Below are 25,690 nucleotides of genomic sequence, written 5' to 3' on the forward strand. Positions count from 1 at the left end.
GAGAAATATGGGATACAGATTTTATTTTGGAGCATCGGGTGCAGGAAAAACCTATAGAGCTTTTAGCGATATTATAAATGAGTCTATAAAGAACAGGGAAAAAAGATATTTTATTATTGTACCTGAGCAGTTCACAATGCAGACTCAAAAAGATATAGTGCAGATGCATCCAAGTCATGCAAGCAATAATATAGATGTATTAAGCTTTAACAGACTTGCATACAGAATTTTTGAAGAACTGGATATAGAAAATCCTAAGCTTTTAGATGAGCTTGATAAGGCACTTATACTTAGAAAGATAGCAAATCAGGTAGAGTTAAAGGCATGGAAGAAGCAGTTTCAAAAAGCAGGCTTTATAGACAATATCAAATCACTTATATCAGAGTTTATGCAATATGATATAAGCGATAAATTTATAAAAGAGCAGCAGGAAAATAATGAAGTAAACTCCTTATTAAAAATAAAACTTGAAGATATTTATAAGCTGAAAAAGGGTTTTGGAGAATATATAGCAGGGAAATATTTTACCAATGAACAGGTACTTGATATACTAAATCAAAATATTGAAAACAGTGAATTGCTAAAGGATGCGGTTATACTATTTGACGGTTATACCGGATTTACTCCGATACAAAACCGCATAGTTGAAAATCTGATGAAGGTTGCAAAAGAAGTGAGATTTTCAATAACTTTGGGAAAGAACATAAATCCTGATATAAAGTCATCTGAAAGTGATTTGTTTTTTATAAGTACAAAGATGATTTCTCAAATCAATGATATGGCTAAAAGATGTGATATCAAAAGACTGCCTGATATAAATTTAAATACAGGTGAAGTACACAGGTTTAAAAATTCAAAGGATCTTTACTTTTTTGAAGAGCATTTTTTAAGATATGACGGTAAGAGAGCAAAAGAGGTTTCAGATATCGAGATAAATCACCTGCTAAATCCGCTTGATGAGATAGATTATGTGGCAAATAAGATATTAAAACTTGTAAAGGATGAGGGCTACAGATACAGAGATATTGCGATAATATACGGAGATTTGGAAGGTGTATCAAACTCGCTTGCCAACAGATTCCATCAGCTTGAAATCCCGTACTATCTTGATGAGAAGATGGATATAAACAATAATGAACTGGTGGAACTTATAAATGCTTTTATTGCTCTGATAAGCGATAACTTTTCATATGATGCGGTCAACAGGTTTTTAAGACTCGGTCTTTTGGACTTTGACTACAGAATGGTATCATTACTTGATAATTATCTGCTTGAAACCGGGATAAGAGGATATAAAAGGCTGCATACAGATTTTACATATTTGCCGAAGAGTTTTTCAGAGACTGAGCTTGAAGAGATAAATGAGTTTAAAAATACGGCGCTTGAAAAGATTTCTCCTCTTTATAAGGCGATGAGTAAGAGTAAAATAAATATAAAGGATGTATGTGATGCCTTCAGAAAAATATTTGATGAGCTGGGGATAGAGGAAAAGCTTGAGAATGTAAAAAATGAGCTTGAATTTTGTAATGATATAAAAAGAGCCAGAGAATATGAGGGTGTACTTGATGAGGTGCTAAGTCTTTTTGAAAGGCTTGAGCTGATACTTGAAGGTGAGAGTATAACAAAAAAGGAGCTTTCAGATCTTTTGCATACAGGCTTTGAAGAGATAAAGCTCGGTATGATACCTGACAGAGTTGACAGGGTTGTTATAGGTGATTTAAAAAGAACGAGACTTGGCAGTATAAAGGCATTATTTGTATGTGGAGCAAATGACGGTTCCCTGCCCACAGTAAAGGATGCGGGCGGACTTATAAATGACAGGGAAAAAAGAGAACTTAAATCTATCGGATTTAATCTTTCGGATACTGTCAGAGAAGATTTGTATACAGGAAGATTTTATTTATATCAGGTGCTTACAAAGCCTTCAAACAAGCTCTTTGTAAGTCTTACAGGTATGGATTTTGACGGTAAGAGTTGCAGGCCGTCAATACTTATAAATATGATAAAGAATATTTTCCCGAATATTGAAATAAAGAATCAAAAAGAGACTGAAATATACTCAAGATTTGAAGCCGAGGAATATTTGACCGACAATCTTAGAAAACTGAGAGCGAAGGAGAATGTTGACGAGGACTTTTTAAGGTATGTAGCTACATTTTTTGATAAGGAATTTATCAGAAAGCTTACAACTTTCGCTATGTACATATACCGTGACTCGGGTATTGGAGAAAGTGCCGCAAGGGAATTGTTCGGTGAGGAGCTTCGTGTAAGTGTAACAAGGCTTGAAAACTATAACGGCTGTCCTTTTGAGCATTTTATCAGCTACGGTTTGGGAGTGGAAGAAAGACAGGTACATTCATTCAAGGCTTCCGATATAGGTACTTTGGTACATGAGATGCTTGAAAGATGCTTCAGATATGCCAAAGCAAGAAAGAAAACTGTTGCAAATATGGACGAGACAGAACTTTACTCTCTTGTGGATGAAGCTGTAAAGGAAAGCATGGCATCAGAGAAAAGTAATATCTTTGAAGAGAGCAAAAAGTCAAAGTTTCAGCTTGAAAAGATAGTAAGAATGACAAAGCTTACAATGCTTGTACTGGCAAAGCAACTTGCTGCCGGAAACTTTAAGCCGTTTGATTTTGAAAGAGTTTTTGTAGAAAAGGACAATATTGAAGCCCTAAATATTGACTTGAAAAACGGTGCAAAAATGTATCTGAGAGGAAAGATCGACAGGGTGGATACCTGTGATACGGACGGAAAGACACTTGTTAAGATAATAGATTATAAGACCGGAAATACGAAATGGGAAACAGATATGCCATATTATGGAAGAGCATTGCAGCTGGTTATATACCTTGATGCTGTAATGGAGCAGCTCTCAAGATCGGGTAAAGAGATATTACCTGCAGCATTTTTCTATTATCATATAGATACACCTTTCCTTACCAGAGATGAGGCAAAAAATGAGAATGCCGTTTTAAATAAGCTTAAGCCGAGCGGAATAGTAAATACGGATCTTGATATAATAAAAAATCTGGACAGAAGTTTTGTAACCGAGAGTGATGTAATACCCGTTTCCACCAAAAAGGACGGAAGCTTTGCAAAATCTGCAAGTGTAGCAAGTACAAAAAGAATAAATTTCCTTAGGGAGTATGTAAGACAAAAGGCGAAGGATACGGCTGAAAATATCTTAAGCGGTGAGATAAGTATAAAACCGTCATTAAGGAGAGGCTTGGCAAAATGCGATTACTGTCCATATACCGCCATATGCGGTTTTGATGAGGGAATAGAAGGATTCTCATACAACAGCTTGACACCTATAAAAGATGATGAAATTTGGAAAAAGATGGAGAGTGAAAAAAATGTGGACTGAGGCACAACAGGCGGCAATAGATATAAAAAAGGGCAGTATATTGGTATCTGCAGCGGCCGGAAGCGGAAAGACCGCAGTACTGGTCGAAAGAATTATAAAAAAGATTACAGACAGTGAAAACCCCATAGATGTGGATTCTCTTTTGGTGATGACATTTACCAGAGCCGCAGCCGCTTCCATGAAGGAGAAAATTTATAATGCGCTTTTAAAGGAAATGGAAAAGCATGATAATGATTCCAAAGAATTTAAAAGACTTAAGGAACAGTCAATACTTCTATCATCAGCAAAGATAATGACCACCGACAGCTTTTGCCTTTCAATACTGAAGGAAAATATAGACAAAATAGATATAGATCCGGCATTCAGTGTGGCTGATGAGAGTGAAATATCACTTTTAAGAGCCGACACGATGGAGGAGCTTTTGGAAAGTGAGTATGATGCGGGGAGTGAAGACTTTATTGAACTTTCAGATGCCTTTGCAAATACCAAGGGAGATAGAAGCATATCGGAGTTTATCGAAAAGCTGTATCGCTTTGCAATCAGTAAGCCATGGCCGGAAGAATGGCTGGATTCATTGAATGAAAAGGGAGATGAGTGGCAGGAGTATATTTTTAATGAGATAAGCAGAAGTATTGATTCCATTTTGTCCGACATAAAGGAAATAATAGAGATTTGTAATGAGGATGAAGGTCCTGTGCAATATCTTGATAATATTTTAGAAGAGCAATCAAGTATCGGCAATATAAAAAATGCCGGTGATATATTTGAATTGTCCGAAAGACTGAATAATGTAGGTTTCGGCAGACTAAAGTCCGTAAAGGGTGGCAATGAAGAATTAAAGGAAAAGGCCAAGGGACTTAGAGATGCATATAAGAAAGCCATATCAAAACTTTCAGAGGAGTATTGTTTTGACAAAAAAAGGCTTTTGGAAGAGGAAACAAAGGAAAAGCCGAAGATCAGAGCAATTGTAGATTTGACAAAGAAATATATTGCGCTTTTTAACGAAAAGAAGAGGGATAAAAATATTGTAGACTTTTCGGATATAGAGCATATGGCACTTGGAATACTCTTGGATGAAAATAAAAACCCTACAGAGATTGCAAAGCGTTATAGAAAAGAGTTCAGTGAAATATATATTGACGAATATCAGGATTCAAACTACTTACAGGAAGCCATTGTGACGGCTATTGAAAAGAACAATATATTTATGGTAGGTGATGTAAAGCAGTCTATATACGGTTTTCGTCAGGCTTCACCACAGCTTTTTATGGATAAGTACAAGAGTTTTACACACTTTGAAAAGGCCGATTTTGATGATGAAATACAAAAGAAGGTAATTCTCAGTAAGAACTTCAGAAGCCGCAGTAATGTGCTCAGTAGTGCAAATGCTATTTTCAAAAAGATTATGAAAGAAAACACAGGTGGAATTGAGTATGATGATGATGCGGCACTTTATCTCGGTGCGGATTTTAAAGAGGGAAAAGAATATATCAGTGAAATAATGCTTACACAGACCTCGGATATAGAAGATGATACAAATGCCATAGAACTTGAGGCAAGAGCTATTGCAAAAAGAATAAAGGAGCTTAAGACGGAGCTTAAAGTAGGCGAAGGCAGGGATTTAAAGTACAGCGATATTGTAATCCTTGTGCGAAGCAATATAGGTGAGAGCATTGCGAAGGTGTTAAATGATGAAAATATTCCGGCATATGCCGAAAGTAATAAAGGATATTTTAAGACTTTTGAGGTAAGAAAGATACTTGCTATACTTGCTGCAATTGACAATCCTTATTCAGATGTGGACCTTACGGCATTTCTTAACTCAAACCTTGTTGGAATAACAGATCTGGAACTTGCAAATATTGTTTCTGCGTACAGGAAATCAAAGAATATAGAAAAGTCGGCAAAGATTAGAATGATGGATGCTATTTTGTATGAGGGAAGTGAAAGCAATATTGAGCTTGAAACAAGAGAAAAAATAAAAAATGCTCTGGAATTCTTAAATAAATACAGAAGAAAATCCGCATATATGAATATTGCGGCCCTTTTGCAGGATATTTATAATGAGACCGACTTTTTAAACCTGATAGCGGCTATGCCGGGAGGACAGGTCAGAAGAGCAAATCTGATGTTGCTTATAAATAAGGCAAAGACATTCAGTAATTCGGGATATAGCGGGCTTTATAATTTTATCAGATATATTGCCAAGTTAAAGGACTTTGACAATGACTTCGGTGAGGCAGGTATACTATCTGAAAATGATGATATAGTAAGAATCATGACTATACATAAGTCAAAGGGACTGGAATTTCCGGTATGTTTCCTTGCATGTGCACATAAAAAATTCAATAAAACGGATTTAAGGCAGGGTATGGTAATAGATACCGACTTCGGATTGGGTGTACAGTATATTGACAGTGAAAAAAATATAAAAGACAGCTCTATAAAGCAGAATGTAATAAAACATAAGCTGAATGTGGATCTTATGGGCGAGGAGCTGAGAGTATTGTATGTGGCGCTTACCAGAGCTATGGAAAAGATGATCATTTCGGGAAGCTGCAGTGATGCCCAAAAGGAACTTGAAAAAATGAAAGATTCCCCGAGTTTTCTTGATATAAGATCCTGCAATTCATACCTGGATATGATACTTTTGGGACGTGACAATGTACATTTTGATATTAAAACATATGATTATAATATGCTCTTAAAAGAAGAGGTAGAAACTCAAAAAGAGGTAAGAGATCTTCATAAGGTGTTTGAAGAGTTGAGTGAGAATGAGTATGATAATTTAAAAAACAGGCTCGAATACAGCTATCCATATGCTGAAAATATCGATTTAAAGACAAAATTCTCGGTATCCGAGATAAAGAGAATGTCACAGAGTGAAGAGTTTGAAGTGAAGGAAAATAAAAAGCCGAGTATAAATGCCGGAAATGCAAGCGAGAGGGGAAATGCATATCATAAGTTGATGCAAAAGATTCACTATGAAAATATTGATAATTTCAGCAGTAGAGAGGACTTTGTAAAAGAAGAAATTTCACTTTTAAATAATCCTGTATACAGAGAACTTATCAACCCTCTTGATATAGTAAAGTTTTTAGACAGTAAACTTGGAGCTGACTTTATAAAGTATAATGAGAACTTGAAAAGAGAAAATCAATTTATTATGGGAATCTCAGCTAAGGAAGCAGGTATGGGTGAGAGCGATGAGACAATACTTATACAGGGAATTATAGACGCATATATTGAAAAAGATGACAATATAATTTTGGTGGATTATAAGACCGATAATGTAAGAGATGCAGAAACACTTATAAAGAGATATAAAACCCAGCTCCTGCTTTATAAAAAATCACTGGAAATGAGTACAGGTAAAATAGTAAATGATATTTTCATATATTCATTTGCACTTGATAAGGAGATAAGAATAGAATGAAAGATATAAAAATAATTCTTGCTTCGGCATCGCCCAGAAGAAAGGAATTATTAAGTCAGATCGGACTTGATTTTGAGATAATGGTTTCGGATAAGGAAACCGAGATAGACAGTAAAGACCCGAGGGAGGCCTGTGAAAAGCAGGCCTGCCAAAAGGCGATAGATATTGTAGAGCAGGCGACACTAAAATACAAGGAAAATGATTTTATCGTAATAGCTGCGGACACCATAGTGGCATTTGAAGGTAAAATACTTGGGAAACCGAAATCAAGAGAAGATGCAAAACGGATGATTGAAGCCATTTCCGGCAGAAAGCATAGAGTATATACGGCGGTATGTGTTTATAATTCTATTAAGAAAAGCTATGAGAGTTTTGTAGATGATACTCCGGTGGAAGTAGCCAAACTTTCAGATGAGGAAACAGAAGATTATTTAGATAAAAAAGAACCCTATGATAAAGCCGGAGCCTACGCAATACAGGGATATTTTTCAAGATATATAGTCGGAATAGAAGGTGATTATTACAATGTAATGGGATTACCGATAGGTAGACTTTATAGGGAACATTTGAGAAATTACATTTAGGATTGGAAATTTCATTGTTTTTCTTTCTTTTTTTTTGCTATAATATTATAAGTTAGATTATTCTAACCAACTATGCAATACTATATTTTCCTTTCTAATCTAATTGGATAGCAGATAGGAATATCCCCTGAAGGAGAAAACTATGAGAGAAAATTTTCAAAATATTGATGGTAAGAAGTTAGAAATTGTCCATGAAATAAAATCCGCCTATGATGAGGGAAAGATTTCTTTGGAAGAAGCAAGAAAAGCCCTTAAAGATAGAGTACAGCACCTTGCCCCCTATGAAATTGCCATTATCGAGCAGGAAATGGTGGAGGAGACAGAAGATGAGTGCATTAAGGAAGATATTCAAGCTATGCTGGAGGTCTTCCAGGATGTTTTGGTCACAAAGGATCAAGAGCTTCCGGAAAATCATCCCATCTCCTGTTACCGTAGGGAAAATGCCAAAATGAAGGAACTACTGCTTTCCGTTGAGGATTTGGTGCAGTACCCTCTCATTAAAAACCAATGGCTGGAGCTTTATGAAGACTTGTTGAAATTCAAGATTCATTTGTCCAGAAAGCAAAATCAATTATACCCGGTTTTGGAAAAGAAAGGCTTTACCCGCCCTACCACCACCATGTGGACTTTGGATGACTTTATCCGGGATGAGATTTCAGAGTGCTACAATCTTCTTTTAGAGGATAAGGAAGAGGAATTTATCGGAAAGCAGGCAGAACTTGTGGCTGATGTTCGGGATTTGATGGACAAGGAAGAAAATATCCTCTACCCTACCTCCTTGGAAATGATCAATGAAGAAGAGTTCCGTTATATGGCTGAGGGAGACCGGGAAATCGGTTTTGCCTATATTAGCGTGCAGGCAGATAAGTCCGGCAATTCAGCTTCGGCTTCATCTTCTGCCTCAGCTTCTACATCCGGTGCTCCCCTATCCGGACTTTCTTCCGCTCCCGGTTTTGCGGAAGAGCTTGCCGGTCTTCTGGGAAAATACGGCTTTAACAATAAAGAAGAAAAGTTGAATGTTACTACCGGTCAACTTACCTTGGAACAGATTAATCTGATTTATCAGCATATGCCTGTGGATCTTTCCTATGTAGATGAAAATGAACTGGTTTGCTTCTACACCGACACCAAGCACAGAGTTTTCCCCAGAAGTAAAAATGTCATCGGAAGAGATGTGAAAAACTGTCATCCAAAGGCTTCGGTACATATCGTTGAGGAAATCATTAAGAAGTTCCGTTCCGGAGAACAGGATAAGGCGGAGTTTTGGATCAACAAGCCGGACCTCTTTATTTACATCATTTACTATGCGGTTCGAGATGAAAAGGGAAAGTTCCGCGGTGTGCTGGAAATGATGCAGGACTGCACCCATATCCGTTCCCTACAGGGCTCTCAAACTCTTCTGACCTGGGAGCAGCAGGAAAAGGGAGAAGGCAAAGAGACTGCTGAAGACGAAGACAAGAGAGAAGACTCAGAGACTTCTGAAGATGTAGGCAATAAAGAAAACGCAGGGACTTTGGGAGACGAAGAAAATAGAGAAAGTACAGAGTCTTTGACAGCCGGCAAGCTGACAGAAATCACCGAAGACACTCTGTTAAAAGATATTTTGGAAGCAGATCCCAATGTAAAGACTCTCCTTTTCCGATTAAGCGATCGCTTTAAGGCCTTAAACACTCCTCTTGCTCGTATTATGTTGCCGAAAGCCACGGTAAAGATTATGAGTGAACGGGCAGAGGTGGATCTTAACACTCTGCTTCGAGAGCTTAGGGAGTATTTTAAACTATGAGTTTTCAAGGTTTACTCTTAGGATTGGTTTGCTTTCTCTGCATAGGGATATTTCATCCCATAGTGGTGTATGCGGAGTATTACTTTAGTAAAAAAATAGCCTGGCTTTTTTTCTTAATAGGTCTATCCGCTTGTATAGCCAGCATTTTTCTCCCTTCTCTTTTCCTCTCCGGAAGTTTGGCCATCTTTGGCATTTCCTGCTTTTGGAGTATCCATGAATTATATGAGCAGGAAAAAAGAGTGGAAAAAGGATGGTACCCGAAAAATCCAAAGAGAAAATAGTTCAATACAACGAAAATAAAGCTATAGATGCTGTAAAGATAGAAAGCTCTCTTTAGGCAACAACTCATGAAAAGAGTTTCAAGCTTCTATTTTTACAGCCACTTTTTTTAATTTTCTATTTTATTCACTAATACATATAAAAAATTATTTTTCATTCTCCCTATACTTCTAAAATCACCCTCATATTCTTCATTATGCTTTTTTCTAATAAGAAAGGAGAAGGTGACAACGAGATGTTGCTCCAGACCGTCTTCGTTAATCCATCGGTCTTTATAGAAAGTCTTCTCGTAGTTCTCAATCTCATCTAATTCACTGAGCTTATACTCTGTTTTATCTCCGATAAGGTGCCATCCATCTTCATCAAGACAGTAATCATTGAGATGTCCTTTCAGCTTTTTGATTGGTTGCGTTGTAACAAATTTTCGGTTCGGCGTGTTGTTGAAAACACGGTTTGAAGTTGATGATAGTCCTGCATCTGTACAAACAATAAATTTCGTCATTCCAAAGTCAGAAAGAATCTTTTTCTCCAATGGTTTCATCGAAGGTTGTTCATTCTCATTTCCGTTAAAGAGGGAGAAGGTGAGAGGAATCCCATCTGCATTCATAAACAGCCCCATCTGTACAATCGGATTCGGACGGTTTTCTTTGGAATGACCATATTTTCTGAAGTCATCCGCTTCCTCAATCTCGAAGTAATAGTTAGTGCAGTCATAGTAAAGAACTCTTTTATGTCGATTCAGTACCATTTCGGAATTCTTGTAAAGTTGAGACTGGAAAAAAACATTCTCCTTTGCAAGGATTTCCAGTGCACAGTAAACGTGATGGAGCTTGCAGTCAGGCTTTTCAAGGCCTGAGGAGATTTTGGAACTATTTAACTGTCAAACTACCGAGCTGAATAATGGGAACGTGTCTACTTATATTGACTGCTACAGGTTGGAAATCCGGGAATCTAGGTTGACAAAACAATCAAAAAATATTATAATAAAAGCTGACTGAAGTCAGTCAATATATATGAGGTAGAATTTATATGGCAAAAACTAAAGAAGAAAGACGCAATGAAATCATTGAGACAGCTGGAAAGCTGTTTGAGGAGAAGGGATATGAGCAGACACAAGTACAGGATATTGTCAATGAAATTGGAGTAGCAAAGGGACTTTTCTATTATTACTTCAAGTCAAAAGATGAAGTAATGGAGGAGTTGGCAGATAGATATGCAGACGCGATAATAGATGCTGTCAATAATTTGATAGATAAGGATATAACCACCTTTGACAAAATCAATCGTATTTTTCAAATTTTTATTGATTCGGCAGAAAAAAAGTTTGGCATATTTATGGGAATCCTAAATGTGAAAAAAGGTATAACACACGAGAGGATTTTTTTCAATGTTGGGAAAAAAATGGTTCCTCTTGTAACAGAACTTATACTTTCTGGAAATGATAATGGAGAATGCAACTGCAGCGATCCAAAGTTTATCACTGAGTTTTTGGTTTCAGGATTGTTTAATATCATGAATCAAATTTCTCCAGATGAGAAGATCGATTATTTGAAGGAAAAACTACCAACAATCAAGACAATGATTCTTAAACTATATAATTTTGCTTAACAGAAGGAGAGCAAATGAGTAGAAATAACGTATACACAGAATTAACAAATGCCATTGAACAGGCGATGCTAGTAGGCGGTCTTTAGTCAGAAAGTACGCAAATATCTCATTTCATTGCTGAGCATGGTGAACGTTTCCATTTTAATCCCGAAAAAGGACGATATTTTATTAATAGTTTTTATCCGTCTTTTCCTGGTAAAGCATGGGAAAGATTTGTTCAAGGTGGCTATAAGATGGTGTCACAAAATACACGAATACCTATTCAAGCAGATATCGAAAGTACTAATCTATGCTGCCGAAAATACACAATGGCAACATGCTCTAATTTATGTTAAGTGGTAGATTGTATTCTTTACATAGCGAGGTGAATATATTGAAAGTAGTTACATTTGAGAATGTATCAAAGACATATAATGTTGGTGACAGCGAAGTAACGGCACTTGATCATGTTAGCTTCAGCATTGAAGACGAAAGTGTCACTGTGATTTTAGGACCGAGCGGATCTGGAAAGAGTACGATGCTCAATCTTATAGGTGGCATGGATAGAGCCTCATCTGGGTGCATACGAGTGTCAGATACCGATATTTCAAAGCTCAATGAATTTGAACTAACCGAATACAGAAGGAAAAAGATAGGATTTGTTTTCCAGTTTTACAATCTGATACCATCACTTAATGCGCTAGAGAATGTCAGTATTGTGGCTAAGATGTCGTCACATTCGTTTGACGCAAAGGAAATGATCCGTAGTGTCGGGCTGGAGGATAGATGTCAGCATTTTCCTGATGAACTTTCAGGCGGAGAAATGCAGCGCTTGTCTATCGCGCGTGCCATATGTAAAAATCCTGACATTCTTCTCTGTGATGAGCCAACAGGGGCTCTGGACAGCGCTACAGGAAGGAGTGTACTTCAACTTCTTACGGATATGGCCAGGAAATATAACAAAACCGTAATCATAGTGACGCATAATGCTTCTATTGCGCTATGCGCTAATGAAGTGATACACCTAAAGGACGGTAGGATCGAATTTTCTGAGAAAAATGAAAAACCTTTGAAGGTTGACGAGGTAAACTGGTAATGGGTACACTGTTTCGTAAAATGCTTCGTGACATCTGGCGATTGAAATCTCAGTTCCTGTCGATATTTATCATGTGCGCTCTTGGAATGCTGATATACTCAGGTATCGAGGGAGTATGGAACGGTATGGAGCAGGAAGAGACTGCCTATTTTAAGGATTCAAATCTGGCAGATATCTGGATCAGCGGTCTCGGATTTGACAATGATGATATTGGACAGATCAAAGAGCTTGATGGGATAAACGAAACCCAGCTTTCTGCTGTAGAAAGCGCATATCTGGATAGCGATTCCAATGTCAATATCTGTCTTATATCCAATAAAGACAATAAAATATCAAAGCCTTTATGTATTAACGGAAATGAATATAAGCCAACAGAAGACGGCATCTGGCTGGATAAAGATTATGCAGACAATAAGAAAATCCATGTTGGTGACCAGATTCAGATATACTACGGTGAAAAAAGTCAAAAGTTAGAAGTTAAGGGATTGGTCTACAGCCCTGAGTATATCTGCTATACAGGTTCATCTACATCCATGGTGCCAGATCATTCGAAATATACCTATGGATTCATATCAGCAGATACTCTTTCTCAGATAGTCCCTAATGCAGCCTATAATCAGATAAAAATTACTACAGATAATATAACTGACGTGGATTCACTGCGCTCAGATCTGAAAACTATTCTCAATGATAAATATATGATGTGTTATGACAGAACGGAATACACACCTGTATCTTCATACATAAATAAGATCGGGCAGATAAAAAAGATGTCTGTCATGTTTTCACTCGTATTTTTTCTTCTGGCACTCCTTACCATTTACACAACTATGACAAGAATTGTCAGGAAGCAGCGTACACAGATCGGAATATTAAAGGCGCTTGGTTTTCATCCTCTTCAGATCCAGCTACATTATGCTGTTTACGGACTTGTCATCAGCATTCCGGCAGCATTACTGGGCTACGAGCTTGCACCATATACAGTAACCCCTGTCCTTCTTTCTCTGCAGAAAAAGTTTTACAGCATGCCTGAATGGCTGGTGCGTAATTCGTATTATTCAGTAATCCTTATTGTACTGCTTATCACTATCTGTACATTATCTGCCTGGATTTCATGCAGATCTATCGTAGTTGAGACACCGACTGATTTGCTCCGTGATTCTGGCAGGCAGAGTCAGAAAAAGGTCTTTGCTGAACATTTTAAAGTTCTGTGGAACAGACTGAGCTTTGACTGGAGGTGGATCATCCGAGATGCAGGACAGAACAAAATTCGTACAGCAATAGGAATTGTAGGCGTTTTAGGGAGCATGATACTTCTGATGGCAAGCTTCGGATTAAAAGACACTATCAACATTGTAAACAGTGAGATTTATGGCAGGCAATACACTTATTATGAAAAGTTAAATCTCAGTATGTCTCCAACAGAGGATGAAGTCAAAAAAATAGAATCTCTTCTGTCAGGCGACTGTCAGTGGGTAAGCGAACAGTCATGTGAGGCAAGAAGTTCAATGTCTGTTCATTCTGAAAGGCTGTTTATTATTGGTCAGGGTTATTTTTTCACGACATATGATACTGATGGAAATGTGCTGGGACTACCTGTAGATGGAATAATTCTATCCAGTTCTTCAGCCAGAGATCTGAATGTGAAAGAAAACGGATTTATCAGCGTACTTATAGCGGGAAAGAGAAATTATCTGAAGGTCTCCCAGATAGCAGATATAAACAGCCCTCAGGGAATATTTATGTCGCAGTCATACTGGGAATCGCTTGGCAATACATTTACAGCTAGCGCATTATTGGCAGATGACAACATGAATCTGGACGATGTGAAGCAGATGTCTGTTATCAAAGATTCAGTCAAATTGAAGAAACAATACAGTGAGTCCGAGGAATTGCTGGACAGCGTTCAGGGAGTAATCATACTTCTGATTGCTGCAGCCATTCTTCTAAGTGTTGTGATCCAGTATAATCTCGGATTATTGAACTTTACAGAAAAATACAGAGAATATGCCACACTTCGTGTTCTCGGTAGCTACAATACAGATATAAAGAGTCTTATCTTTAAAAGCAGCCTGATTCCCATGGTGACAGGGTGGATAATTGGCTCGATTGCTGGATGGTATTTTCTTGGACTATATGTCAGAACAGTCTCAACAACCATGATTTCATATTCACCTCATTTACGATTGATATCATATATAATTGTTTCATTAATCGTCGTAGGCTGCTCTCTTTTAATCCAGCTTATGGTATGCAGGTTAACAGCACATATAGATATGGTCGAATCGTTGAAGTCGGTCGAATAAAATGTTGTCTTAAGAAAAAATAACCGCCGTCTGCGGATATTTAAAATCCGGTGCAAGATTACCGCACCGGGTTAACTGCATAAATCTTTTGTCTCCTGGTTCCCTGCGTTTGGGCAGAATAAATTCTTTCCAATCCCATGTCACTTAGCTGTATTTCGTAATGTAAGTGGAAAGTGGAGTCAATAAAAACCTTCCAATTAATCAATCTGTCATCTTATTCCATCACTACATCTCCTGAAGCAGTAAGATCCGCCTCGCTGATATCAAGTTCTGAAATCACTTCTTTACGGGAAGACGTGGAAGAAGAGTCTTTTTTTGAAAACTTAAATATCGGAGAAATAGAAAGAATGAATAAAACGGAATACTTATTCTTAAAAACAATAAGCAATACTATGTGTATTACATAGTAAATATGATACTCCCGTCTTTGACAGTTGCGAAAGAGTCAAGAGCCCATAAACAGCGTAATTGCGCCATTTATGAGCTCTTGTTTTCTTTAATACTTATAATCGTTGCCACGTCATCTTCCAGGTTTGTGCATACGGCATAGAAACCGTCACAACGTTCCTCTTCCGTGGCAACATCTTCATATATCGAAGGGATCATTTTATCTGCAATCTCGCCGTCAGAAGTACAGTGATTCTGACGCATAAAACGCTTGGGATCGTTCGGACGTTTTTCTGATGTCCTTCAGAAAGAGGTAGCCTACGTTTACGCTACGGCAGCTTTCTTTCTTAATCAAGGTCGAAGAGGAATACTTAAGTATAATGTCTTTTTTTGAAGCTTTTTCTTCTGCGGAGCGTTTGGTAGCGTACTGCTTTGCCCACTCCAGCGGAGTAAGATCTCCGCAAACCTTCAGAAGTTCATCTTCCGATAAAATCAAATAACAGCTTTTAAATTTTACAATTCTAAGTATATTAAAAAGGATTGTAAAATAAAAGCTGTTATAAATTAAATATATTTTAGTTTCCTTCAGGGTTTAGGCATTTGCCTTCTTTATCAAATTGATAGCTGACACCCTTTATATCAATGGAGCGGTCTCTGGCCATCTTGCCGTCAAGAAGCATATAGTACCAGCTGCCATCATCATTAGGTACCCATTCATTGGTAGCCATAGTACCGTTTGAATGCACATAGTAAGTATTGTTTCCGTCTTTTATCCACTTACGCATAGCCATCTTACCGTTGTAATTGAAATAATACCACTCGTTGTTGTCAGGATTTTGGGCCCACTCACCTTGTGCCATAGTACCGTTTGAGTGGAAATAGTAGTAACCGTCTTTTATCTTCTGCCAACCGGTAAGCATTGAACCGTTATTGCTTAAATAATACCAGTTGCCGTCTATTACCTTCCAACCTGTGGTTTTTTTGCCGTTGGCATCATAATAATACCAATATCCGTCCTTTTCTTCCCAATTTGTTTTCTCAACGACATTCACATGGATAGATTTGGTTATATCTCTGTATGTAACATTGATATTGGTCTCACCGACCTTTTTAGCATGTACCTCACCTTGATAAACATCTGCAATATCGGGGTCCTCCGAACTCCATACAGCAAATTGGCTTACATTGGTATAAATACCGCCTTCTAAAAATATTGCACTTGTATCAACGTCAAACAATAATTCCATATCCATCTCTGTGGGAGCGACAATAAGATGCTTAGTCAATCCGTCAGCGGAATCCGTACCGGCATTTGCCATTGCAAGGCCTGTCATTTTCTTTTCAATGGAATCCACATCATATTCATTTTCATAGTCGACACCGATACTGTTATAAACATCTCCGATATCTGTAGAACTGATTAATTCCCTTACGACACCTGTCTTAACCGAATTGTCTACGGCTGTAAGGCTGCCCTCTTCACCGGAAGACTTATTTTCGCAGCCTGTTATTAAAAAACTACTACCTATACCTAATGATAGTAATAAGAACGGTATAATCCTCTTCATATTCCTCCAAACTCTAAAACATTTACTTAGGGTATTATAGCTATTTAAAAATAGCATTTCAACATATATTTTAATATAATTCCATGAAAAAAATAATTCCCTGAGTATTTTTTACAAGACTTAATATAATATCTCGGCTGTTCTTTTGCTTACCCTGTATTGTAATTGTGGCCGCACCGCAGGTATCGGGTATCAAATTATTTTTTGTCAATTCAAGCTCGACTATATCCAAGTCATTTTGCCTGATATTGCTTAAGAAAATACTTAAAGGTATTTTTCTGTCGTATTCTATATATAATTCGACAGAGGTTGAGTCTTTTCTTAAAAATCCGTCCAAATTTTGAAGCAATGCCATTACAATAAAAATAGCCACTCCGCCTGCTATAGCGCCTTCATAAAACCCTATTCCTATAGTCAGACCGCAGCAGGCGGCAGCCCATATACCTGCAGCTGTGGTAATACCTTTGACTTGATTACGACCGGTAAGTATTATTGTTCCTGCACCCAAAAAACCTACACCGCTTACAACTTGAGCACCGAGTCTTACAGGATCGCCGTTTTTAAACACTTGGAATACATATTGATTTGTCATCATAACAAGGGTTGAACCAAGACAAACCAATATATATGTTCTAAAGCCTGCCGGCCTGTTTTTTCTTTCACGATCAAAGCCCAATATTCCGCCTATCAAAACGGACAGTATAATGCGAATTATCATAGAATAAAAATTTAATTCCCTTGGCATACACACTCCTTAAAATATTTAATGTGCCTATTATATATTTAATATCTGATAAGGTAAATATCAATATAAATTAATTTGCTTTTAACCTTTGTATAAGCTATAATTATAGGATTAATGTAGACAATATGGAGGATCATATGACAAGGCATTTGCTAAGAGAACATTGTTTTAAAATATTATTTGTTTTAGATTTTTATCCGGAAGAAGAGGTGGAGATCCAAATAGATAATTATTTTGAATCACCGTCTTTAGAAGATGAAGAAGATACACTTATTCATGATGCAAATTACAGTGATGGGGATATAGAATATATAAAGTCAAAGGCAATGCTTGTAATTGAAAGACGTCCTGAGATTGACAAAATAATAAGCGATTTGTCACAGGGCTGGAAGCTTGAGAGAATAGGACGAGTTGAAAGAAATATTTTGAGACTTGCCATAGCTGAAATGAAATACGACAGTGATATACCTGTAAGCGTAGCGATAAATGAGGCGGTAGAGCTTGCAAAGACATTCGGTAGAGATGAGTCTTATTCATTTGTAAATGCTATATTGTCAAAGGTGGAAGTAGAGTAGTAAAGACCCGGAGGATATATGGTTTATTCCGTATCAAAAGTGAATGCATATATAAAAAACATGTTTATGCAGGACTTTGTACTAAATAAGATATCAGTAGAAGGAGAAGTAAGCAATTGCACATATGCTAACTCTAATCATATATATTTTACCATAAAGGATGAAGGAGGGACCTTATCTGCGGTTATGTTTGCCGGTCAGAGAGGAGGTCTCTCTTTTGATATGAAAAGAGGGCAAAAGGTTGTCGTTACAGGTACTATATCCTGCTATGAAAAAGAGGGCAGATATCAGCTCTATGCAAATAAGATAGAGGAAGCCGGAAAAGGTGATTTATATGAAAAATATCTTCAGCTTAAAGAAAAGCTTGAAGATATGGGGATGTTTGATCAAAGATATAAAAAAGAAATACCTAAGTTTGTACAGAGTATAGGTGTGGCAACAGCTCAGACCGGAGCCGTAATAAATGATATACAAAATGTAAGTTACAGAAGAAATCCCTATGTCAGAATAGTTTTGGCACCATGCCTTGTACAGGGTGATTCCGCACCGAAAAGCATCATTTCCGCTATAAAAAAACTTGATAAAATGAATCTGGATGTTTTGATAGTGGGAAGGGGTGGAGGCTCTATAGAGGATTTGTACTGCTTTAATGATGAAGAACTTGCAAAAACTATTTTTAATGCCAAAACACCTATAATAAGTGCCGTTGGACATGAAACCGATTTTACAATAGCAGACTTTGTGGCGGATTTGAGAGCTCCTACACCAAGTGCGGCGGCGGAGATTGCAAACTTTATCTATAACGACTATATGTATACATTGGACGTCTATAATAGAAAGCTTACAGAGCAAGTTGAAAGAAAGATAGATTATGCAAAAAGAGATTTGGACATGCTTCTTATAAAGCTGAATACTCTAAGTCCGCAGATACGTATAAGAGAACAAAAGCAAAGACTGGAAAACTTTGCAAAGATATTACAAAATACTTTTAAAAACAATTTGGAAAATAAAAAGATAGAACTGGCAAACTTAAGTAAGAGGCTTGATACAGTATCACCTCTGAAAAGATTGTCGGGCGGTTATGCATATATAAGTGATAATAAAAACAATAAAGTTTTAAGTGCCAAAAGCGTAAAGCCTGAAGATGAATTAAATATATATTTTTCCGATGGCAAGGTAAGAGCAAAGGTTTTATAATAGAGGGAGAAATATGCCGAAAAAAGAAGAAAAAAAGCTTGGTATAGAGGAAAATCTGGTAAACATAGAAAATGTAATAGCAAAACTTGAAGAGCCGCAGACTACACTTGAAGAGGCATTTGTACTTTATGAAGAGGGTATAAAGCTGGTAAAACAGGCTAGTGAGGGAATAGCTCATGTAGAGAGACAGATGGAGATACTGTCGGGGGATACAAAAGATGAATAAGGACAATTTAAAGAAAATAGAAGATATAATAGAGTCATTTTTTTTCAGCGAAGATGATTTAAATAAAAAGGTAATCACGGCCTCAAATGAAGCAATCAAAAACGGTGGTAAGAGACTTAGACCTCTTATAATGTTTGAAACTTATAAGGCCGTTGCGGGGGCGGAATGTGATGAAGGAGTGATTGCACCTTTCTTGGCTGCAATAGAGATGATTCACACATTTTCTTTGATTCATGATGACCTTCCGGCAATGGATAATGACAAATTAAGAAGAGGTAAGCCTACTACATGGGTAAGCCATGGTGAGGATATGGCAATACTTGCAGGAGATATGCTCTGTGTACAGGCGTTTGAAATCATATCAGAGAAAATGCAGGATGTTGAAGATATTATTATGTTAAGAAGAATGTCAAAAGCATTGTACACATTGGCAAAAGCCACCGGAGGTTTCGGCATGATAGGCGGACAATGTGTGGATGTGGAATACTGCGGTAAAAAGATGAGTGAAGATGTTATGAGATATACTTACTCATTAAAGACAGGAGCATTATTACAGGCATCCTTTGTTATCGGAGGCATACTTGCAGGAGCAAATGATGAAGAAATCAAAATGCTTGAAAAAGCCGGAAGCTATATAGGTGAAGCGTTCCAGATAAGAGATGATTATCTTGATATAGTAGCTGATGAAAAGGAGCTTGGAAAACCTACACATTCTGATGAAAAAAATGAAAAGACAACATATGTAAATATAGTCGGTATTGATGAAAGCTTAAGAAGAGTTGAATCACTTAGTGCTGATGCTAAGAAATGCTTGAAAGAAGTAAGGGGAAATATGAACTCTATTTTTGAAATCATTGATATGATGGTAAATAGAACTTCATAAGAAGAAATATGATACTTGAAAATATTGAAAAGCCAAGTGATATAAAGAAATTAAAGAAAAAAGATTTAGATATATTAGCAAGAGAGATAAGAGATTTTCTTATTGAAAAAATAAGTATAACAGGCGGACATTTGGCAAGCAATCTTGGAGTTGTGGAGCTCACCATGGCTATGCATATTGCATTTGATCTGCCTAAAGACAAGATAATATGGGATGTAGGACATCAGTCTTATACTCATAAAATACTTAGCGGAAGAAAAAATGCCTTTGATAATCTGAGAAAATTCGGAGGAATAGCAGGATTTCCAAAGACCAGTGAGTCAAAATTTGATGTCTTTAATACCGGACATTCTTCAACAAGCCTGTCTGCGGGACTTGGAATGGCATTCGGAAGAGATATAAAGGGAGAAAACTACAGAGTTATATCAGTAATAGGAGACGGTGCTCTTACAGGCGGTATGGCTTATGAAGCTCTAAATAATGCGGCTCAGATAAAGAAAAACTTTATCATGGTCTTAAATGACAATGAGATGTCCATTTCAAAAAATGTCGGAGGTATGAATGATTACCTCAACAATATCAGAACCGGTGACGGATACAATAATCTAAAAAAGAGAGTTGTAAATTCACTGGAACGTTTGCCATATATCGGAAAGCCTATGATAGACAGCCTTAGACAAACAAAAAACGGCATAAAGCAGATATTGATACCGGGAATGTTGTTTGAAAATATGGGTGTTACTTATCTGGGACCTGTAGACGGACATAATATTACCGCACTTTTAAAAGTCTTTGAAGAGGCAAAAAAGGTGGAAGGACCTGTACTTGTACATGTACTTACCAAAAAGGGAAAGGGATATTCACCGGCGGAAAATCATCCTGAAAATTTCCACGGAATAGGTGCATTTGATATTGCAAGCGGTAATGCAAAGTCCGGAAGCAAAAAGCCAACATATACGGATGTTTTTTCTAAAAAAATAGTGGAGCTTGCAAGTGAGAATAAAGATATTGTTGCAATAACCGCCGCAATGCCGGAAGGCTGTGGACTTTTGGATTTTAAAAATAAATTTCCGAAAAGATTTATTGATGTGGGTATAGCTGAGCAGCATGCCATAACATCTGCGGCAGGACTTGCAGCATCAGGACTTATACCTGTTGTTTGTGTATATTCCTCATTTTTGCAAAGAGGATTTGATCAGATAGTGCATGATGTATGCTTACAAAATCTTCATGTGGTATTTGCAATCGACAGAGCGGGACTCGTAGGCGCTGACGGAGAAACACATCAGGGAATATTTGACGTGTCATTCCTTAGCTGTATTCCGAATATGACTTTACTTGCACCAAAGAACGCAGGAGAGTTGGAAGCATGTCTTGAGTTTGCGATAAATTATAACGGACCCGTAGCTATAAGGTACCCGAGAGGTATCGCATATGACAGTTTAAATGAGTTTGAAACGCCTATAGAGTTTGGAAAGGGTGAGATGCTTTTTGAAGAAAGCGATATAGCCCTGCTTGCAATAGGAAGCATGGTAAGTACTGCAAAAAATCTCAGGGAAAAGCTGAAGGCAAATGATTTGAATGTATCCATTGCAAATGCCAGATTCTTTAAGCCAATAGATTTCGATTTGGTGGATAAATTATGTAAAGACCATAAACTTATCGTTACCATGGAAGAGAATGTGATAAACGGTTCAATGGGTGAAAAAGTGAAAGCATATATTCATGAAAATCATAGGAATGTGGAAGTTTTAAATATTGCACTGCCTGACGGATATGTGGAGCATGGAGATGTGAGTCTTTTAAGAGAAAAACTTGAGATAGATTCAGATTCCATACTGAAAAAAGTTTTAGACAAATATGAGATGATGAAAAATGAAAGATAGATTGGATATACTTTTGGTAAAGCGTGGTCTTGCCGAAAGCAGAGAAAAAGCAAAGGCCATAATAATGTCGGGCATTGTATATGTTGACGGACAAAAGGAAGATAAAGCCGGACAGACATTTGCCGAGGAAGTAAATATTGAAGTGCGAGGCAGTACATTAAAATATGTGAGCCGCGGCGGACTGAAACTTGAAAAGGCTATGGAGTGCTTTGATGTAAGTGTGGAAAATAAAGTCTGTATGGACATAGGAGCATCAAGCGGAGGCTTTACCGACTGCATGCTTCAAAACGGCGCAACAAAGGTATATGCCGTGGATGTAGGACATGGACAGCTTGCATGGAAACTTAGAAATGACGAAAGAGTAGTAGTCATGGAAAAGACGAATATAAGATATGTAAAACCTGAGGATATAGGTGAGGAGATAGATTTTGCAAGTATAGATGTATCTTTTATCTCATTGTCAAAAGTTTTACCGGCAGCTTACAATCTTTTGAAAGAAAACGGTGAGATTGTCGCACTTATAAAGCCACAGTTTGAGGCCGGAAGAGAAAAGGTGGGTAAAAAAGGTGTGGTCAGAGAAAAGTCCACACATATAGAAGTCATAGAAAATTGTTTTCAGTATGCAAGAGAAAATAATTTCTCTGTGGAAGAACTTGAATTTTCACCTGTAAAGGGTCCTGAGGGAAATATTGAGTACCTTTATCATCTCGTAAAGAATAAAAAAGAAGAGAGTAATATAGATATAGAGGCGGTAGTAAATACCGCTCATGAGAGCTTATAAGAGAACGTGGAGGAAGCATGAAAAGTTTTTTTCTTGTTGGAAACAGTGAGAAGGACGGAATAAAAAGAGCACTGTCCAATCTGGAAAATGAAATAAAGTCAAAGGGCGGAGTATGCTATAAATCCTATGGCTATATTGATACAAAAGACTTCCCGAAAGTTGACTGTGTTATTACTCTGGGTGGTGACGGTACTCTTATAAGGGCTGCAAGAGATATATCACATCTTGGGATACCTATAATAGGCATAAATATGGGACATATGGGTTATCTTACAAGTATCAATAAAGCGGGTGATGTCAAGAATATGGTGGATATACTCATCAATGATGAATATTTCATAGAAAAAAGAATGATGATATCCGCCACCGTTATAAGAGAAGGAAAAGAAATATGTACTTTGAATGCTCTTAATGAAGCCGTTATTACCAGGCTTGAAAGATTAAAAACTATAAGATGTAATGTTTATATTGACGGGGATTTCTTGAATGAATATTCATCTGATGGTATAATTGTAGCAACGCCTACAGGCTCAACCGCATACAATTTGAGTGCGGGAGGACCTATCATAGAGCCGAGCTCCAAGATGATGCTGATAACGGCAATTTGTCCTCATGCCCTAAGTCAAAGAAGCATAGTACTTTCATCCTCAAAAGTAATACGTGTTTCATTTAATGACAATTTAAAGTCCAACAGAGAACTTGTAGTGGACGGCGATGAGAGTGTGATCCTGGAAAATAAGGACGTGATTGAATTAAGAGAGTCGGAAATATATGCCGGACTGATAAAATTAAAGAAGGGGAGTTTTCTGGACAACATCAGAAATAAGATGAATAGGATTTGATATGAAAACAAAAAGACATTCAAAGATTGTGGAACTCATTAACTCGTATGATATCGAGACACAGGAGGAACTTGCACAAAAGCTGGAAGAGGGCGGCTTTGTAGTAACTCAGGCTACAGTTTCAAGAGATATCAGAGATTTAAAGCTTTCAAAAGTGGTAACGGCTAACGGAAAGCAAAAATATTCTCTGATGCCTAAGCAGGACGGGATCTCTGAAAAATATGTAAGAATACTTGGAGAAGCCTTTGTATCAATGGATATGGCACAAAATATTCTTGTAGTAAAGACCGTGTCGGGTATGGCCATGGCGGCTGCGGCGGCTCTTGACTCCATGCAGATGAGTGAGATAGTAGGTTGTATTGCGGGTGATGATACAATTATGGCCGCCATAAGAAGTGTAGATGATACTGTGGTTGTCATGGAAAGAATAAGAAAACTTGTTTATAAGAATGAATAAGTATAACGATGTATCAGGGTAGTATCTAAAAAGGAGAATTATGCTGATAGAATTACATATAAAAAATCTTGCATTAATAAAAAAAGCGGATATTTACTTTAAAGAGGGACTTAGTGTACTTAGCGGTGAGACAGGTGCGGGAAAATCTATTTTGATAGATTCAATAAATCTTGCTTTGGGTGCAAAGACGAGTAAAGACATTATAAGAACAGGTGAAAATGAGGGTATTGTAGAACTTATTTTCACATTGGATGAGAAGCGAAAAGAAAAACTGAAAACATTGGATATATCTTTTGAAGACGATTTACTGATAATAACCAGGAAAATAAGCTCCACAAGAAGTGTGTGCAGAATCAATGATGAAACCGTAACTCTTGCCAAGTTAAGAGAGATTACAGACACATTGATTGATATTCACGGACAGCATGAACATCAATCACTTCTAAGTGCAGGTAACAATCTGATACTGTTGGATTCTTTTTGTCCTGAAAAGCTTATGGAGATAAAGAAGAATTTATCAAAAAATTACGGTGAGTTAAAAAAGATAAATCAAAGAATTCAGGAAGGAATAGATGAAAGGCTCAGGAAAAGAGAAATCGATATACTTGATTTTGAAATCTCCGAAATAAAAAAAGCAAATATAAAGCCTAATGAAGAAGAGGAACTTGAGCAGGTATTTAAAAAGGGAAAGAGTATATCAAAGATAAATGATGTGCTTTCAGATTTACTTGAAGAGCTTGAAAACGAAGATATAGGAAGCAATATCAAGTCGGTTTCAGAGATTGCCTTATTGGACGACAGTCTGGACATTGTATTGTCAAATTTAAATACAATTGAAGATTTGATAGCCGAAACAATGCATTATACAAGCAGATATCTCGATAATCTTGAATATGACGAGGAAGAACATGACAGGGTAATAGAGAGACTGGATACAATAAGACATATAAAATCAAAGTATTCAAGTGATTATAATAAAATCAAAGAGCTATTAAAAGAAAAAGAAAAGAGACTTGAATTTTTAAAAGACTTTGAGGATGAAGTACTTGTACTGAAGGAAAATGCGATAAAACTTGAAGAGAGTATTATAAAAGACTGTACCAAAATCAGCGAAATAAGAAAAGATGTTGCAGTTACATTGGCCAAAAGAATAAAGGAAGAACTTGAAGATTTAAACTTCCTCGGAGTGGAATTTGAAATCAAATTTACAAAGAGAGAGAAGATTTCAAGAGACGGATTTGATGCGGTGGAATTTTTGATAAGTACAAATCCGGGGCAACCTCTAAAACCTTTACATATGGTTGCAAGCGGCGGTGAGCTGTCCAGAATAATGCTTGCATTAAAGACTGTTTTTGCAAATAATGATGATATACAGACTTTGATATTTGATGAGATAGATACGGGAATAAGCGGAAACACGGCTGTAAAAGTCGGTGAAAAACTTAGCCATATATCAAAAACCCATCAGGTACTTTGTATTTCACATTTGCCGCAGATAGCTGTAATGGCGGATCAAAATTTGTTCATATCAAAGTCTACAGACGGAAAGTCTACACAAACGAATATTGATTTACTGGATAAGGATGGTAAAATAAAAGAGATAGCCAGATTGATCGGCGGAAATAATTTGACTGAAGTTGTACTTAAAACCGCAAGGGAAATGATACAGGAAGCGGACTCAAGGAAATAAGGAGGGAAC

20 protein-coding genes and 2 pseudogenes are annotated in these 25,690 nt (G+C 37.1%); 17 read left to right on the plus strand and 5 right to left on the minus strand.

Annotated elements, in window-relative coordinates:
• Positions 1-7: 7 nt before the first annotated feature.
• The 5 genes from SBH76_RS01390 to SBH76_RS13800 all read left to right on the plus strand — a co-directional run bounded on the left by SBH76_RS01390 (position 8) and on the right by SBH76_RS13800 (position 9,457).
• Positions 8-3,373 carry a PD-(D/E)XK nuclease family protein gene (locus SBH76_RS01390; RefSeq protein WP_317976520.1) on the plus strand — a complete coding sequence of 1,122 codons (3,366 nt, stop codon included), beginning with the start codon at positions 8-10 and terminating at the stop codon, positions 3,371-3,373.
• A complete protein-coding gene (addA, locus tag SBH76_RS01395) occupies positions 3,363-6,809 on the plus strand; it encodes a helicase-exonuclease AddAB subunit AddA (protein WP_317976645.1) in 3,447 nt (1,148 codons plus the stop codon). Before SBH76_RS01390 ends, addA begins: the two co-directional genes overlap by 11 nt.
• Positions 6,806-7,393, plus strand: coding sequence for a Maf family protein (locus SBH76_RS01400; protein ID WP_317976521.1), 588 nt, complete (start codon positions 6,806-6,808; stop codon positions 7,391-7,393). The genes addA and SBH76_RS01400 overlap by 4 nt, the downstream gene beginning before the upstream one ends.
• A gap of 142 nt (positions 7,394-7,535) precedes the next feature.
• Positions 7,536-9,176, plus strand: a complete 1,641-nt coding sequence (locus SBH76_RS01405) for a DUF438 domain-containing protein (RefSeq protein ID WP_317976522.1) — start codon at positions 7,536-7,538, stop codon at positions 9,174-9,176.
• Entirely contained in the window at positions 9,173-9,457 is a 285-nt protein-coding gene (locus SBH76_RS13800) for a DUF4491 family protein (protein ID WP_084761717.1), read from the plus strand. Before SBH76_RS01405 ends, SBH76_RS13800 begins: the two co-directional genes overlap by 4 nt.
• Positions 9,458-9,564: 107 nt before the next feature.
• Here the strand turns inward: SBH76_RS13800 and SBH76_RS01415 are convergent.
• Positions 9,565-10,305: pseudogene (locus SBH76_RS01415) on the minus strand (IS1634 family transposase); the annotation flags it as partial.
• A gap of 179 nt (positions 10,306-10,484) precedes the next feature.
• Between SBH76_RS01415 and SBH76_RS01420 the strand changes: the two are divergent.
• The 3 genes from SBH76_RS01420 (at position 10,485) to SBH76_RS01430 (ending at position 14,444) form a co-directional block, all read left to right on the plus strand.
• Positions 10,485-11,063 (plus strand): TetR/AcrR family transcriptional regulator, encoded by a 579-nt coding sequence (locus SBH76_RS01420; protein ID WP_317976524.1) that lies wholly within the window; start codon positions 10,485-10,487, stop codon positions 11,061-11,063.
• A gap of 328 nt (positions 11,064-11,391) precedes the next feature.
• Positions 11,392-12,138 carry an ABC transporter ATP-binding protein gene (locus SBH76_RS01425; RefSeq protein ID WP_432706860.1) on the plus strand — a complete coding sequence of 249 codons (747 nt, stop codon included), beginning with the start codon at positions 11,392-11,394 and terminating at the stop codon, positions 12,136-12,138.
• Positions 12,138-14,444, plus strand: a complete 2,307-nt coding sequence (locus SBH76_RS01430; protein ID WP_317976526.1) for an ABC transporter permease — start codon at positions 12,138-12,140, stop codon at positions 14,442-14,444. The genes SBH76_RS01425 and SBH76_RS01430 overlap by 1 nt, the downstream gene beginning before the upstream one ends.
• A 477-nt stretch (positions 14,445-14,921) precedes the next feature.
• Here the strand turns inward: SBH76_RS01430 and SBH76_RS01435 are convergent, their stop codons facing one another.
• The 4 genes and pseudogenes from SBH76_RS01435 to SBH76_RS01445 all read right to left on the minus strand — a co-directional run bounded on the left by SBH76_RS01435 (position 14,922) and on the right by SBH76_RS01445 (position 17,144).
• On the minus strand, positions 14,922-15,095 hold the full coding sequence (locus SBH76_RS01435; protein WP_317976527.1) for a hypothetical protein: 174 nt from the start codon (positions 15,093-15,095) through the stop codon (positions 14,922-14,924).
• Positions 15,096-15,126: 31 nt separating this feature from the next.
• A pseudogene (locus SBH76_RS13885) lies at positions 15,127-15,324 on the minus strand (IS1634 family transposase); the annotation flags it as partial.
• Between the two features lie 82 nt (positions 15,325-15,406).
• Positions 15,407-16,399 (minus strand): N-acetylmuramoyl-L-alanine amidase family protein, encoded by a 993-nt coding sequence (locus tag SBH76_RS01440; protein WP_317976528.1) that lies wholly within the window; start codon positions 16,397-16,399, stop codon positions 15,407-15,409.
• A 70-nt stretch (positions 16,400-16,469) separates the two neighbouring features.
• Positions 16,470-17,144: an MgtC/SapB family protein gene (locus SBH76_RS01445; protein ID WP_317976529.1), complete on the minus strand. Its 675-nt coding sequence runs from the start codon at positions 17,142-17,144 to the stop codon at positions 16,470-16,472.
• A gap of 137 nt (positions 17,145-17,281) precedes the next feature.
• Between SBH76_RS01445 and nusB the strand changes: the two genes are divergently transcribed.
• The 9 genes from nusB to recN are packed head-to-tail and all read left to right on the plus strand — an operon-like array spanning position 17,282 to position 25,681.
• Complete coding sequence (gene nusB / locus SBH76_RS01450; RefSeq protein ID WP_009664112.1) at positions 17,282-17,719, plus strand: transcription antitermination factor NusB; 438 nt, start codon at positions 17,282-17,284, stop codon at positions 17,717-17,719.
• A gap of 18 nt (positions 17,720-17,737) precedes the next feature.
• On the plus strand, positions 17,738-18,916 hold the full coding sequence (xseA, locus tag SBH76_RS01455; RefSeq protein WP_317976530.1) for an exodeoxyribonuclease VII large subunit: 1,179 nt from the start codon (positions 17,738-17,740) through the stop codon (positions 18,914-18,916).
• A 13-nt stretch (positions 18,917-18,929) separates the two neighbouring features.
• Positions 18,930-19,142 (plus strand): exodeoxyribonuclease VII small subunit, encoded by a 213-nt coding sequence (gene xseB, locus SBH76_RS01460; RefSeq protein ID WP_007592906.1) that lies wholly within the window; start codon positions 18,930-18,932, stop codon positions 19,140-19,142.
• Positions 19,135-20,025 (plus strand): polyprenyl synthetase family protein, encoded by an 891-nt coding sequence (locus SBH76_RS01465; protein ID WP_317976532.1) that lies wholly within the window; start codon positions 19,135-19,137, stop codon positions 20,023-20,025. Before xseB ends, SBH76_RS01465 begins: the two co-directional genes overlap by 8 nt.
• An 8-nt stretch (positions 20,026-20,033) precedes the next feature.
• On the plus strand, positions 20,034-21,911 hold the full coding sequence (gene dxs, locus SBH76_RS01470; RefSeq protein ID WP_317976533.1) for a 1-deoxy-D-xylulose-5-phosphate synthase: 1,878 nt from the start codon (positions 20,034-20,036) through the stop codon (positions 21,909-21,911).
• On the plus strand, positions 21,901-22,692 hold the full coding sequence (locus SBH76_RS01475) for a TlyA family RNA methyltransferase (protein WP_315085624.1): 792 nt from the start codon (positions 21,901-21,903) through the stop codon (positions 22,690-22,692). Before dxs ends, SBH76_RS01475 begins: the two co-directional genes overlap by 11 nt.
• A gap of 17 nt (positions 22,693-22,709) precedes the next feature.
• On the plus strand, positions 22,710-23,534 hold the full coding sequence (locus SBH76_RS01480) for an NAD(+)/NADH kinase (RefSeq protein ID WP_317976534.1): 825 nt from the start codon (positions 22,710-22,712) through the stop codon (positions 23,532-23,534).
• Between the two features lies 1 nt (position 23,535).
• Positions 23,536-23,991, plus strand: a complete 456-nt coding sequence (gene argR / locus SBH76_RS01485) for an arginine repressor (protein WP_007592901.1) — start codon at positions 23,536-23,538, stop codon at positions 23,989-23,991.
• Positions 23,992-24,031: 40 nt separating this feature from the next.
• The gene (gene recN, locus SBH76_RS01490) at positions 24,032-25,681 is read left to right on the plus strand and encodes a DNA repair protein RecN (RefSeq protein WP_317976535.1); all 1,650 of its coding nucleotides are present in this window, start codon (positions 24,032-24,034) and stop codon (positions 25,679-25,681) included.
• The last annotated feature ends 9 nt before the right edge of the window (positions 25,682-25,690 follow it).

Origin of the sequence: Lachnoanaerobaculum sanguinis (assembly GCF_033242365.1) — a bacterium.
GTDB lineage: Bacteria > Bacillota > Clostridia > Lachnospirales > Lachnospiraceae > Lachnoanaerobaculum > Lachnoanaerobaculum sanguinis.

Coding starts and splice junctions, on each gene's coding strand:
- SBH76_RS01465 (WP_317976532.1), top strand. CDS start 19,135: ATGAATAAGGACAATTTAAAGAAAATAGAAGATATAATAGAGTCATTT.
- SBH76_RS01430 (WP_317976526.1), top strand. CDS start 12,138: ATGGGTACACTGTTTCGTAAAATGCTTCGTGACATCTGGCGATTGAAA.
- recN (WP_317976535.1), top strand. CDS start 24,032: ATGCTGATAGAATTACATATAAAAAATCTTGCATTAATAAAAAAAGCG.
- argR (WP_007592901.1), top strand. CDS start 23,536: ATGAAAACAAAAAGACATTCAAAGATTGTGGAACTCATTAACTCGTAT.
- SBH76_RS01400 (WP_317976521.1), top strand. CDS start 6,806: ATGAAAGATATAAAAATAATTCTTGCTTCGGCATCGCCCAGAAGAAAG.
- SBH76_RS01405 (WP_317976522.1), top strand. CDS start 7,536: ATGAGAGAAAATTTTCAAAATATTGATGGTAAGAAGTTAGAAATTGTC.
- SBH76_RS01445 (WP_317976529.1), bottom strand. CDS start 17,144: ATGCCAAGGGAATTAAATTTTTATTCTATGATAATTCGCATTATACTG.
- SBH76_RS01390 (WP_317976520.1), top strand. CDS start 8: ATGGGATACAGATTTTATTTTGGAGCATCGGGTGCAGGAAAAACCTAT.
- nusB (WP_009664112.1), top strand. CDS start 17,282: ATGACAAGGCATTTGCTAAGAGAACATTGTTTTAAAATATTATTTGTT.
- dxs (WP_317976533.1), top strand. CDS start 20,034: ATGATACTTGAAAATATTGAAAAGCCAAGTGATATAAAGAAATTAAAG.
- SBH76_RS13800 (WP_084761717.1), top strand. CDS start 9,173: ATGAGTTTTCAAGGTTTACTCTTAGGATTGGTTTGCTTTCTCTGCATA.
- SBH76_RS01420 (WP_317976524.1), top strand. CDS start 10,485: ATGGCAAAAACTAAAGAAGAAAGACGCAATGAAATCATTGAGACAGCT.
- xseB (WP_007592906.1), top strand. CDS start 18,930: ATGCCGAAAAAAGAAGAAAAAAAGCTTGGTATAGAGGAAAATCTGGTA.
- xseA (WP_317976530.1), top strand. CDS start 17,738: ATGGTTTATTCCGTATCAAAAGTGAATGCATATATAAAAAACATGTTT.
- SBH76_RS01480 (WP_317976534.1), top strand. CDS start 22,710: ATGAAAAGTTTTTTTCTTGTTGGAAACAGTGAGAAGGACGGAATAAAA.
- SBH76_RS01435 (WP_317976527.1), bottom strand. CDS start 15,095: ATGCGTCAGAATCACTGTACTTCTGACGGCGAGATTGCAGATAAAATG.
- SBH76_RS01440 (WP_317976528.1), bottom strand. CDS start 16,399: ATGAAGAGGATTATACCGTTCTTATTACTATCATTAGGTATAGGTAGT.
- addA (WP_317976645.1), top strand. CDS start 3,363: ATGTGGACTGAGGCACAACAGGCGGCAATAGATATAAAAAAGGGCAGT.
- SBH76_RS01475 (WP_315085624.1), top strand. CDS start 21,901: ATGAAAGATAGATTGGATATACTTTTGGTAAAGCGTGGTCTTGCCGAA.
- SBH76_RS01425 (WP_432706860.1), top strand. CDS start 11,392: ATGTTAAGTGGTAGATTGTATTCTTTACATAGCGAGGTGAATATATTG.